This is a genomic window from Microvirga sp. Mcv34 (assembly GCF_024519725.1).
Classification (GTDB): Bacteria; Pseudomonadota; Alphaproteobacteria; order Rhizobiales; family Beijerinckiaceae; genus Microvirga.
This window is the reverse complement of the sequence record NZ_JALJRK010000104.1, coordinates 1-11,773: the sequence shown is the minus strand read 5'-3', so window position 1 is coordinate 11,773 and position 11,773 is coordinate 1. Positions and strand designations below refer to the sequence as shown.

Genomic DNA, 11,773 nt, shown 5'->3' with positions numbered 1-11,773 from the left:
CGTGGGTCCAGCTCTACACCCCCGTCAACGAGATGTTCATCTGCGCCACCTTCTCGGCCTATTATGGCTGGTGGAACGAGCAACTCGCCAGTGACCGTGCCTTCGTCACGGCGCTCAAGCACATCGTCAGGGCGAATGTGCTCGCCATGGCGGCGATCCTCGACGTTCGGCCGGACGCCATCTTCGTCCAGAGCGAGTCATCCGAGTACTTCCATGCCGAAGACCCCAAGGCTATCAAGCCTGCGGAGCTGGGCAATGCGCGCCGGTTCCTGTCGCTCGACTTGAACTACGGCCATCCTGTGAGTTCCGGGATGTACGAGTACCTGATGGATAATGGCATGACGCGTGAGGAATATCATTTCTTCCTGCGGCACTCCCCCCTGCGCCATCACTGCATCATGGGCAATGACTATTATGTCACTAACGAGCACCGGGTGGCCGCCGACGGGCGGAGTTGGGCTGCGGGCGATGTGTTCGGCTACGACGACATCACCCGTCAATACTTCGAGCGGTACAAGCTGCCGGTGATGCATACCGAGACCAACATGAACGAGGGGCCGAACGGGGACGAGGCCGTCAACTGGCTCTGGAAGCAGTGGGCCAATGTGCTGCGGGTGCGCAACACCGGCGTGCCTATCGTCGGCTTCACTTGGTATTCGTTGACGGATCAGGTGGACTGGGACACGGCGTTGCGCGAGGACAGGGGCAATGTCAACCCGCTCGGGCTTTACGATCTGGATCGCAACATGCGGGCCGTGGGGCGCGCCTACAAGGACCTGATCCGCTCGTGGAGCGACGTTCTGCCGGCCCAGAGCGTGTGCCTGAATGTCCCGGTCGTGCTGCCGAGCGAAACCGACGAACCTTTTGTCCAGCGTCGGCGCGACTGGATGCGGCGTTACCATGAGGCCCGGCACCAGCGCAGGTCCGAGGAGGCTTGAAGGGGGGAACCCCTTGACCTGAAGCCGGCGTCCTGCTGTCAGAGAGTGCTAAGTCGTGCCAGCAGGCCGTTCCCCGCCAGTTTCCCAGAGATCATTGCACCATGTTGGGCTCCGATATCGGCCATCCTTCGTCCCTGGACAGCATCACCCATATCATCCAGGTGGCGCTGACGCCCATATTTCTGCTATCCGGCATCGCGTCGCTTCTCAACGTTTTCTCAAACCGCTTGGCCCGTGTGGCAGACAAGGTCAATCACCTGGCGCAAGCGCTCGAGAGCGCCGCCCCTGAGGAGGCCGCTCGCCTGGCAGCTCTGCTGTCCTATCAGCGCAGACGCTCCCTTGTTCTCGATGCGGCGGTAGTCCTGGGAGCGCTTGGCGGAGGAGCAACGAGCAGCGCGACTCTTGTCCTCTTTCTCGGCGCGTTGCGCAACAGCACGGTCGCCTCCCTGCTCTTCATCCTGTTCGGGTTCGCTATTGTTTGCACCATTGCGGCGCTGGCAGCATTCGTGACCGAGATGCTTATGGCGAGCCGTAGCTTGCGCGCGGAGGTGTCCATAGGCCGTGAGCTGGCGGCCGGCTGTCGGGCCCATCGCTCCAACGAGGTGCGGTGAGGGCACGACAACGATGTCCCGCCTCGTCTGGCCGGCCGGCTATCTCTGCCATGGGCTTCGTCAGAACCACACGCGAAGGCCGCCGACGAAGTAAACGGTCGAGGTGGGATTGCCCTCCCGCCTGGCGATGGATGCGGTTTCCCCGACCTTGGGCTCCCAGGTCACACCAATGTAGGGCGCGAACTGGCGCGTGAACTCGTAGCGGAGGCGCGCACCCACTTCGAGATCCGTGATGCCGCGCCCAATCCCGAGCTCCGGCACCCGGTTCGCCGAAACGTTGATGTCAATCCGAGGCTGCAGGATCAGCCGGTTCGTGATCAGGAGATCATAGGAGGCGTTCAGGCGTCCTGAAATGTCGCCCTCTTCGCTGATGAAGGCCTGCGTGTCGACTTCGAAGAACCCTGGCGCCAGCCCCTGAATCCCGATCACCCCATAGGTGCGGGACGGGTCAGGCCTGAAGTTGTGGCGAACGCCGATCTGGAGGTCGAAATAATAGGTTAGCAGCCGTGAGTAGAGCACCTGGAGTTCTGCATTCTCCAGCTGTTTCGTCCGCCCGTCCCAAAACCCTTCTGTCTTGAGCCAGACCTTGTTATAGTCGCTACCGTACCACGCCTGCCCGTCCCATTCATAGCCGTTGCGGCCGCCTTCTCGCTTCCACTCGAACTTTTCCAGCAGGACGGTTCCAAAGAGGCTCTGGTCATAAAACTCCTGAGCCTTGGCGCCGGCTCCGGGAAGAGCTGCGGTAACCAGGGCTGCGAGGCACCAGGGCTTCAGCTGTGCGATGCTCCTCATCTCAACCTCCCTCACCGCAAGGCCGCGGTCGACCGCACCACATTGACCTGACGCATCATGCCGGCTTCCATGTGGTAGAGCAGATGACAGTGGAAGGCCCAGGGTCCCTCGGCATCGGCTGGGATATCGACGTCGAGGGTGGATCCGGGCTTGATGTTGACCACGTGCTTGAGCGGATTGCGCGCTCCGTTGCCGACGTCGGGCAGCATCCAGGTGCCGTGAATGTGCATCGGGTGGTTCATCATGGTCTCGTTGATGAACCGGAAGCGTGCCCGCTCGCCCAGGCGCAATGTGATGGGTTGGGCCTCGCTGAACTTGCGGCCGTTGATCGACCAGAAGTAGCGGCGCATGTTGCCGGTGAGGCGGATCTCGATGATGCGATCGTATCGTGGTGGCCCATAAGGCGAGGCCAGAGCTTTGAGATCGCGGTAGGATAGGACCTTGGCGCCGGGTGGCGCACCGGTGTCGTTGCGGACCGGATCTGGCGAGACATGCGGCATGCCTGCGGTGCCCGCCGTCGTGCCATGATGCATGGTGTCACGCTGTTCGTGCCCCGCTCGCGTGCCGGGTTCGCCGCTCATGCCGGGCATCGCAGTCATGCCGCCTTGCGCGGCGCTCTGACTGGGGCGCATCCCAGGCATAGTCGAGTGGTCCATCCCCTGCATCTGCGCCCAGGCGGTACTGCCTTGCGGCGGGGCCATGCTCATGCCGGGCATGGTGGAGTGGTCCATTCCCGGCATGCTGGGCGGCTTGGGAGACGACCGGTCCGGCTGGCCACCCCGCCGTCGCTCCGGCCGCGCCCTGGGCTGGGCGCTGGGCATCGTACCGTCAGGCTGGGCTGCGCCGCTCATCCCCGGCATCCCACCGTGCTGCATACCCCCTGCGCCTTGCCTGCCTGGGCCCATGCTCCCCATGTCCATTCCATCCATGCCCATGTCGCTCTCCGGTGCGACGTGGCCGGGAGCATCCTGCTCCGGCAGGAGCGTGCCGCGATCATACCCTTTGGGGCCGAAGTTCATCCCCATGTCGGCCATGCTCAGCACCGGCCTCGGCCGATGCGGCGGCAACTGGCCCATCATGCCGGGCTGGGTGGCTAGAGTAGCCCGGGCAAAGCCTGATCGGTCCATGGTCTCCGCCACGATTGTGTAAGGCTTGTCGGCAGTCGGCTGCACAATGACGTCGAAGCTCTCGGCCACCGCGATGCGGAACTCGTCGATGGGCACCGGCTGGACATTCTGCCCATCCGCCTGGACCACCGTCATCTTCAGACCGGGAATGCGCACGTCGAAATACGTCATGGCGGCCGCGTTGATGAAGCGAAGCCGCACCCGCTCGCCCGGCCTGAACAGTGCGGTAAAGTTCTGCTCCGGAGTCAAGCCGTTAACGAGAAAGGTGTATCTGCCAACATCCGCAATGTCGGTCGGGTCCATGCGCATGCGCTGCCAGGCGAAGCGCTCGCCGACGATGCGCTGGCGCTCCTCGGAGGTCTGGGCCTTGCCCAGGTCCTGCAGGAGGCCAACCAGGGTCTGGCGATTGTTGTTGTAGTAGCCGCCATCCACTTTGAGGTTGTTGTAGACGCGCTTGGGGTCCTCGTCAGTCCAGTCGGAGAGCATCACCACGTAGTCGCGGTCATAGCGGAACGGCTCCTTGCGCTTGGGCTCGATGATGATCGGCCCATACATCCCGAGCTGCTCCTGAGCGCCGGAGTGGCTGTGGTACCAGTAGGTTCCAGCCTGCTGCACCTTGAAGCGGTAGGTGAAGGTCTGGCCCGGCTGGATGCCGTAAAACTGCGGGCTGATGTTGGGCACGCCATCCATCTCAGGCGGCAGGATGAGGCCATGCCAATGAATGGAGGTCGGCTCATTCAGGTGGTTGGTGACGTTGATGACCGCCTCATCGCCTTCCTTGAGCCGCAGCACAGGGCCCGGCAGTTTTCCGTTGAAGACAACGCCCGGCCGCTCGCGCCCGGTGATGTTCACCATCCGGCGCTCAATGAGAATGTCATGCGTTTGGGCAAAACTTGCAACCGGAACGGCGAATGCGGCGGCGAGACCGGCGCCGAGGAGACAGGCAAGGCGGGAATACCACGTCGTCATCATGAGCTCGGCTCCGGACAATCATGAGGTCGGCTTCAGGCTATGCAGGCCTTGCCGAAGCGTAAAGGGCCGAATGCCCGGCAGTCTTTGATCGAGATCAACCGGCCGCGAATACTTGCTGGGTGTGCCCATGCTGCCACTATCTCCTGCGAGTTAACCGAAGAGTGAATTGCGACCAAGCGCAATCTGGTGTGGTGTAGAGCGCCATGGCGCAGTACAGGGTTGACGAAGTTGCCGCTGCTGTCGTTGAGGAACCACGGGAGTCAACGTGCGGAAGTCCACATCTTCAGATGAAAGCCCGCCCGATTCTTGATGCTATTGCCGACGAGACCGATCCTGGATTGAGCCGCCTAAAGACGAGGAACTATGAAATGCATAACCGCCGTTCCGTCATCAGTTCCGGGCTGGCGCTCATGGCGCTTGGTGCGAGCCTGCGTAGCGCCCATGCTCAACGCGCGGGGGCACCTGCGGAGGGCAGTCATGGGGCGATGACCCTGCAGGAGTGTATCGAGGCGTGCCTCAAGTCTCATGCGATGTGCCTCGAAACAGCGCGGTACTGTATGGGACAGGGCAGCTCCCATGTCTCAGTGCCACACTTGGCGCTTCTGCTCGACTGTGCTGAAATCTGTCAGACGACCGCCAACTCTTTGCTGCGCCGCTCGCCACAACACAGGGTTGTCTGCGACGCCTGCGCACGCCTGTGTGAGGCCTGCGCACTCGATTGCGAGATGTTCCCCCAAGATGCGCAGATGCAGCTTTGCGCCCGCACGTGTCGGGACTGCGCCCAGAGCTGTCGTGACATGGCTACAATGCCCCTGTGATGGCGGCATTGGACCCCGGCGCCGTACGGGTGCTGCATATATTTCTTCAGGGACTGATCAAGGAGCACCGGATCTGTATGACCGCGACCATAGGATTGCCAGATCACAGCCACAGATGTCATGTCGGTTGCCCTGTCGGCAGGCGCGTTGCTGTGCTTAACGCCTCCACCGGTGACCGGGCAACCGTTTTTCAACGAGGTGGCTCCCTAAATCCCAGGTATTTGGCCCTGTAAAACGCTCACGACCTCCTTTCGGAACCGCGGGACGAGATAATTTTTTCTACCTCTATGATCAGCGCCGACAGTAAGGGGCAACCGAGAGCCTGTGGGCGGTCGGATCTGTAAAAGGAAAGGATTGTGAGTGGTCCGTCACAACCTCCCTTGATCCGCATCAGTGCCGCTCGCCTCGCGCCTGCGCCAAGGCCACTGCCCTTCGATCTCAACTCCAAGGGAAAAGCTCAGGAAGGTGCGGATGAGGATGATCAGCGCCAGCACGCCCAGGCTCTGAAACGTCGGCGTGATCGCCACCGTACCGACGATGTCCGCTGCGACCAGGAACTCGAGACCCAGAAGGATGCCGCGACCAAGGTTGGCCCTGTAGCGGCGCAAGGCCACCTCCCATGCCTCGGTCATGCCATGTCGGATCAGCAGCACAGTGGCAATGAGGGCACCTGCGACTATCGTGCCCACCCCGACCATTTCGATCACCGTAGTGATCCAGTGAAGCGCGTGGACCATCAGCGCCCGCGAATCCATGGCTGATCTAGCCTCCCGTCAGTCCTGTGCACAGCCATTTCTGGGGCAGAACATCATGATCTCCGGCAAAATCGTTAATGGATCGTTTCCTGCTTCATTGCAGTTGCCGGCGGGCATCCGGTGTGAAGGTAGGTTCGGGAGGAATACCCGTACGTGAGAAACAGACAGACTCCAGCCGTGCGGAGCGGCCGGCCCCAGCTCGAACTCAATTGCTCAGCGCTGACGCGCACGCGGTGCGCGAAAGTCAACAGGCCCGAACGGATTGCGTGCTCCAACAAATGGGCCATTGGTGACGGGGTCGGGCAAAACGCCTGCACCGAAGCTCTCGCGCGTGCCGATGTAGGGCGGCTGGCTGAGGTAGGAGCGGGCCTGGCCAATACCGCTCGCAGGGCCGTTCATCGAGCCGGGTGACACGACCTTGCCGGCATCAAGATAGCTGCGCGGCCGCACCTTCAGAATGAGGGCGTCGCTTTTGCGGGGCTGATCACGGGCCTGTGTGGCAGGGGCGGCTGCGGCAAAGACCGCGCTGGCGAGCGCAGCAAAAAGAGCAAGACGGCGCATGAGATAACTCCAGTTGGTCCCAGAACCTTATTCAAATCTAGCCAAGCTTCCTTGATCTGCCTCAAAGACAGCCTGAAGCAAGTGTGCTTTCTTCTGAAGAAAGCGTGGCTGAGGGACGAGGGCTCCACCGCGCTTGGGCGTCTGCGCGGCGGTGCGACTGAGCCAGCGATCATCTGTGGAGCTGTGCTCTAAGGCCGAAGCTGAGGATGAGCGGCACGGGCATTAGGACACGCCTGAACGAGTATCGGTGCGGCCTATTAGTGCGAGAGCTGGTGCCGCACGTCCAAGATGCAGGCTATCGCGGTTTAAGAGGAGGCCTTCCAAGATGAAGGCGATACCAGCATGACGCTGAAACATCCGGTCGGGGCGGGCGACCTCCAATCACAGCACAAGATTCTCTTCGTCACCCCGGAAATGTCCGACTACGTCAAAGCTGGAGGGCTCGGCGATGTGGCGGCCGCGCTCCCTCGAGCCATGCGGCGCCACCACGATGTCCGCGTGCTCATTCCCGGCTACCGTGACGTCCTCAGCCGGCATGCGGATATTCCCGTCATCGGGCGCCTGCCAGCCGCATCGGGTCTGCCGGCGTGTGATCTCGGCTGCGTTGAAACACTGGACGGGCTTACCGTTTACGTGATCTTGTGCTCCGAGCTCTATGACCGGGAGGGATCGCCCTACGGGGATGGTGCCGGGAGCGACTGGCGTGACAATGACGTTCGCTTTGCCCGCCTCAGCCTGGCGGCGGCGGAGTTCGCGAGTGGGGTCGCGGACCCGGATTGGTGTCCGGACTTGCTCCATCTCAACGACTGGCCTGCGGCGCTCGCCCCAGCCTATGCCACCTGGCGTGGCACAACCACTCGCAGCATCCTGACCATCCACAACTTGGCCTACCAGGGCCTCTTTGGGCAGGAGCGAATATCGGGCCTCGGCATCCCGGATTGCGCCTTTCACCTCGATGGCGTCGAGTTCTACGGCAAGCTGTCCTTTCTCAAGGCAGGGATCTCCTACGCCTCGCACGTCACGACGGTCAGCGCCACCTACGCCAGCGAGATTACCACACCGGAATTCGGGTGCGGGCTCGAGGGCCTCCTTCGCATCCGGGCCGATCAAGGAAGGCTGTCCGGGATTCTGAATGGCATCGACGAGAGCTGGGATCCGCGTACAGACCCGCACTTGGCAAGCCCGTTCGACGTGAACGATTGGAGCGGCAAGCACATCAATGCGGATCATGTCCGACAGGCCTTCGGCCTTGCGGTTTCTCGCGGACCGCTCTTTGCGGTGGTGTCCCGCCTTGTCCATCAGAAGGGAATCGATCTCACGATCGAGGCGACCGAAACCATTCTTCGCCAGGGCGGCCAGATCGTCGTAACAGGACGCGGGGACGTCCGCTTCGAGGAACAGTTGCGGAAGCTGGCGGCGCATTATCCGGGCCGGCTCGGGGTCAGGATCGGGTTTGATGAAACGGAAGCTCGAAAGATGTTTGCAGGCAGCGACTTCCTGCTGATGCCCTCCCGTTTTGAGCCCTGCGGGTTGAGCCAGATGTATGCCCAGCGGTTCGGCACACTCCCCATTGCAGCAAGAACAGGTGGGCTGGCTGACACGGTGGAGGATGGCGTAACCGGCTTTCTGTTCGAGGAGGCGTCCCTTGCTGGTTTGCTGAGTGCTGTCTACCGTGCTGTCGACACCTATCGATCACAGCGAAGGCTCAAGCACATGCGGAGGGCGGCGATGAAGCGTTCATTTGGCTGGGAGCGCTCAGCGAAGCAGTACCACATGGTGTACAGACGCGCTCTGTCCTCTCCTGCGACAGCTTGAGCCCTGAACCTGCTCGACGCCACTCAACCGGAGCAAGTCCCTTCGCAACGGGTCTGCGGTGTGCCGTACCGCCAAAGGTAAATTCTCAGCTTCCGTGCCGCTCAGTTGTGATGCCATTGGCCTGCTGCACCTCGCGCACGTAGCGAACAATCGCCCGAAGGTCGGCCTCACCCACCTGCGGCTGCGGGGGCATGTTGCCAAACCGCCAGTGATGCTGCCGCACTCCTGATCGTGCCGCCACAAAGAATGCCCCGTCCGCATGGTGGCCCGGGTTGTAGATGATGTGCACAAGTGGTGGCCCCTGGTTGGTGCCGGCCCCTGCCGAACCATGGCAGCTGGCGCAGTTGGCGTTATAGGCGGCCTTGCCCACGGCAGCGGCTGGCGAGAGGGTGGCTGGCTCCGTGACCTGCCTCACCTCCTGTGGTTCTCCCGTCCAAAGGTTCCATCCGACCGCAAGGCCACCCAGCAGCAACGCCAGGACAGCCCGCCAGGACCAGCGGTTCACGTTCCGTCTCCTTTCCTTGATCCGCGACAGCTCCAGAGGTGAGCATCTCGCCAATGTCAAACAGGCAGGGTGTTGTGGGGTGCCGAACGCCTGGGGAACATCAACGCCAATACAACAGGGGAACCCAGAAGGAGGGCCGACCTTCCCTCTGGATTCCGGATGTTCTCTTGAGCCAATCAAAAGGTCGCAATGAACGGTACGACCAACTCGTCGGCTGTGCGCTTCTGCGCCTCATCAAGGGTTGCATAAAGCTGGGTGAAGGCAGCCCGTGCGGTCTTCAGCGCCTCGAGCCGCTCCATGAGGTGATGCTCGTACTGCTCCAGGCGGTCAGTTGGCTTGGAGCTGGTCTGGCTGAGCTGCTGACGGGCTTCCATGAGATGCTGGCGGCTTGAGCGTAACCCGTCCGCAAAGCTGTTCCACGCCGAGGCCTGGCCATCCGTGATCCGAAGTTCAGCCCGCAGGAACGCCAGGCGGCCCTCGATCCGGTCGGTCATGTCGACCATGCTGGGGCCTGGGGCCATGCCGGGCATCCCGCTGCGCATTCGCATCTGGTCGTTCATCATGCGCATGTGATCATTCATCATCCGCATCATGTTGTCGCTCATCATTCCGCCCATCTGGCCGGACGAGCTGCCCTGCGCCATGGAGCCTCCCGAGCCCATGGACCCTTGGGACTGCATCCCGCTCCCCATTTGACCGGACTGGCCCTGCTGCTGCGGCATGCGCATCTTGTCGTCGTCCCTCATGCCGCCGCCCATGGAACCGCTCGGGCTTTGCATCCCACCGGCTGATCCGCTCTGACTTTGAGACGGCATCGAGCCGGCACCACTCATCCCGCCCATCTGGCCGGGTTGATTGGGCTGCTGCATGCCCATCTTATCATCGTCCATCATGCCGCCGCTCATGGAGCCGCTGTTCTGCGACTGCATCGGCATCATATCGTGCATGGCAAGGTGAACAGGCTGATCGGCTGCAGTTGCTCCAAGGCCAGTCAGCAGGATGCCTGCGGCGGTCGCAACGGCAAGCATGGATGTTCCAAGGAATTTGTCTGACATAGCTCATTCTCCCGTGTTGATGTTGATGCTGTAGAATATGCTGTTGGTGTGGGCCCGCTCGGACCGGTGCTTACAATCTGTCAAGCTTGACTCGTGCACGCCTTGATCTGGCGCAAAAGGGCAGTCGGTCCAGGTGCCTCAGCGGCGCCGGTGGCCTCCCTTGCAGTCGGGTACCCCTTGGCAGACACTCTTCAAGGTATGATCCTGAAGCTCCTTGTCATGGTGCTTCAGAAGAGGCGATGTTCCGGCCCGCTCATCGAGGGTCGCTCCGCGTGGCTTGCGCCGCCCCGTTTTCGTCAGGCTTTCCGGATGGTGGGTTGGATTAGGGGCTGCCTGGGAGTCCTGCCTTGTCACCTTCGACTTTGTTGGAGCTTGAGCCAAGGCTGCGCTCGACCAGAGCAGGGCAGCTCCGATGAGGATAAGATGCTGTGTGTGTTTGTTGCTCGTCATGTTCAACTCCATCTACTACCCCTCAGGTGCAGGATTTTACTGTGCCATGTCTGAGAGTTACAGATTAGCTTCTTGAAGTAAGAGCGGTTCCTTTCAGTTCGTCATTGACGCAAATCAAGCATGGGAGCCTGAAGCGCTCACCTAAAGAAGGCCAATCAATGGTGTTTGTACCAACCGGCACCTTTGATGTCGTTCCACGCATTTGTCTTATGGCATATGTAACATTGACTCACTTGAGCATGCTCCTGACCGGCTACCCGCTGCGACACCATCCTGAAATGCTCCATATAGTGGCTGGGCGGCGCCTGGTGGCACTGCGCACATTCACGCGACGTCGGGGAAGGGTGCAGGAACGTTGCGATCTGCCATGTAGAAGTCGTGTGACAGGTCGCGCATTCGGTCCCGAAGAGCTTTTGATGCGGGTCTTGGTTGCTGTGGCAACTGGCACAGTTGAGCCCATCCTTCTCGGCCGGTGCCGAGACCGGGATACCGAGATAGCCCGCCAGATCATCGATGATCTGGCGCGGGATCGTTGCATGTCCCTGTAGGGTTCCTGTCGCGTGCCAGCCGATCCGCAGGAGGGCACTGTGATCCATCCTGGTGGGGCGGGTGCCGCCCTGATGTTCGACGTGGCAGCCGCGGCAATCCTGAACGTTGGCATGAAAGGCTGTGGTCTGCTTGGCCAGATCCGCCGCTGCCGACGAGTGGCACGTGATGCAGGTTACCGTCTCAACCCCTTGGGTCGGGGTGTGGCATGACTCACATTGATCGTTCAGGAACGCATGTCTGGCCGAGAGAGGGCCAGGCTGAAAGAAGCCCGACCAACCCGGAACCGAAGCCGACCCGGAATAATACAAAATCGCTATGGCAGCGGCACCGACCAGGGCGGCCGCCGTGATGAGAACCTGATACGCCCAACCGAGCTTCTTCACGCGAGCCACCGCAATCCGTAGTAAATCTCGCCGGCGACATGGAGCGCCAGCAGCATGTACATCAGGATCGCTGCAACCACATGGGCCACGATCCAGCGCATGAAGATCGCCTTCACCGCATCACGAGAGCCGATGGCATACTCGAGGTCGGCGATGCCATCGACCAGTTGGAGGATCGGCAAGCCGGGAAGCACTGGTGTGCGGGGCGGCGCTCCTTCTTGTGCTGCCTGGCGGCCGGCGAGTGCAACGGCGGTTTGATCGAAGGCCGAACGGAGGGTGGCCAGCCGGGACTGCTGCTCCCGCAACTCGGCCGACACTTGCGGCAGGTAATAGCGGCCGACGAAGCCTGTGACGACAACGACCAACATCGTGACCACGAGCGCAATGCCAAGCGGGCTCTGGTACTTGTGCCCGGTCTCGGCCGACACTTGCGGCAGGTAAT

10 protein-coding genes and 1 pseudogene are annotated in these 11,773 nt (G+C 61.6%); 3 read left to right on the top strand and 8 right to left on the bottom strand.

The window, feature by feature from the left end:
* Together OC446_RS26770 and OC446_RS26765 are read left to right on the top strand one after the other, a co-directional pair.
* On the top strand, positions 1-938 hold a 938-nt coding region (locus tag OC446_RS26770), incomplete at its 5' end, for a glycoside hydrolase family 1 protein (RefSeq protein WP_262032027.1).
* Positions 939-1,039: 101 nt separating this feature from the next.
* Positions 1,040-1,549, top strand: coding sequence for a DUF2721 domain-containing protein (locus tag OC446_RS26765; protein WP_262032026.1), 510 nt, complete (start codon positions 1,040-1,042; stop codon positions 1,547-1,549).
* A gap of 60 nt (positions 1,550-1,609) precedes the next feature.
* Here OC446_RS26765 and OC446_RS26760 read toward each other — a convergent pair whose 3' ends face one another.
* The 4 genes from OC446_RS26760 to OC446_RS26745 form a co-directional block, all read right to left on the bottom strand.
* A complete protein-coding gene (locus OC446_RS26760) occupies positions 1,610-2,341 on the bottom strand; it encodes a copper resistance protein B (RefSeq protein ID WP_262032025.1) in 732 nt (243 codons plus the stop codon).
* A gap of 11 nt (positions 2,342-2,352) precedes the next feature.
* Positions 2,353-4,440 carry a copper resistance system multicopper oxidase gene (locus OC446_RS26755; protein WP_262032024.1) on the bottom strand — a complete coding sequence of 696 codons (2,088 nt, stop codon included), beginning with the start codon at positions 4,438-4,440 and terminating at the stop codon, positions 2,353-2,355.
* 1,186 nt (positions 4,441-5,626) lie between these two features.
* Positions 5,627-6,013, bottom strand: a complete 387-nt coding sequence (locus OC446_RS26750; protein ID WP_262032023.1) for a DUF1622 domain-containing protein — start codon at positions 6,011-6,013, stop codon at positions 5,627-5,629.
* A gap of 213 nt (positions 6,014-6,226) precedes the next feature.
* Complete coding sequence (locus tag OC446_RS26745; protein ID WP_262032022.1) at positions 6,227-6,574, bottom strand: hypothetical protein; 348 nt, start codon at positions 6,572-6,574, stop codon at positions 6,227-6,229.
* A 342-nt stretch (positions 6,575-6,916) separates the two neighbouring features.
* Between OC446_RS26745 and glgA the strand changes: the two genes are divergently transcribed.
* A complete protein-coding gene (gene glgA, locus OC446_RS26740) occupies positions 6,917-8,389 on the top strand; it encodes a glycogen synthase GlgA (protein ID WP_262032021.1) in 1,473 nt (490 codons plus the stop codon).
* An 85-nt stretch (positions 8,390-8,474) separates the two neighbouring features.
* Here the strand turns inward: glgA and OC446_RS26735 are convergent, their stop codons facing one another.
* From OC446_RS26735 to OC446_RS26720, 4 genes and pseudogenes are all read right to left on the bottom strand, one after another.
* Positions 8,475-8,894 (bottom strand): c-type cytochrome, encoded by a 420-nt coding sequence (locus tag OC446_RS26735; protein ID WP_262032020.1) that lies wholly within the window; start codon positions 8,892-8,894, stop codon positions 8,475-8,477.
* Positions 8,895-9,070: 176 nt separating this feature from the next.
* Positions 9,071-9,949, bottom strand: coding sequence for a Spy/CpxP family protein refolding chaperone (locus OC446_RS26730; protein WP_262032019.1), 879 nt, complete (start codon positions 9,947-9,949; stop codon positions 9,071-9,073).
* 605 nt (positions 9,950-10,554) lie between these two features.
* Positions 10,555-11,331: a class III cytochrome C family protein gene (locus tag OC446_RS26725; protein ID WP_262032018.1), complete on the bottom strand. Its 777-nt coding sequence runs from the start codon at positions 11,329-11,331 to the stop codon at positions 10,555-10,557.
* A pseudogene (locus OC446_RS26720) lies at positions 11,328-11,773 on the bottom strand (iron reductase); the annotation flags it as partial. The gene OC446_RS26725 and the pseudogene OC446_RS26720, both read right to left, overlap by 4 nt.

Coding starts and splice junctions, on each gene's coding strand:
- OC446_RS26765 (WP_262032026.1), top strand. CDS start 1,040: ATGTTGGGCTCCGATATCGGCCATCCTTCGTCCCTGGACAGCATCACC.
- OC446_RS26760 (WP_262032025.1), bottom strand. CDS start 2,341: ATGAGGAGCATCGCACAGCTGAAGCCCTGGTGCCTCGCAGCCCTGGTT.
- OC446_RS26755 (WP_262032024.1), bottom strand. CDS start 4,440: ATGATGACGACGTGGTATTCCCGCCTTGCCTGTCTCCTCGGCGCCGGT.
- OC446_RS26750 (WP_262032023.1), bottom strand. CDS start 6,013: ATGGATTCGCGGGCGCTGATGGTCCACGCGCTTCACTGGATCACTACG.
- OC446_RS26745 (WP_262032022.1), bottom strand. CDS start 6,574: ATGCGCCGTCTTGCTCTTTTTGCTGCGCTCGCCAGCGCGGTCTTTGCC.
- glgA (WP_262032021.1), top strand. CDS start 6,917: ATGACGCTGAAACATCCGGTCGGGGCGGGCGACCTCCAATCACAGCAC.
- OC446_RS26730 (WP_262032019.1), bottom strand. CDS start 9,949: ATGTCAGACAAATTCCTTGGAACATCCATGCTTGCCGTTGCGACCGCC.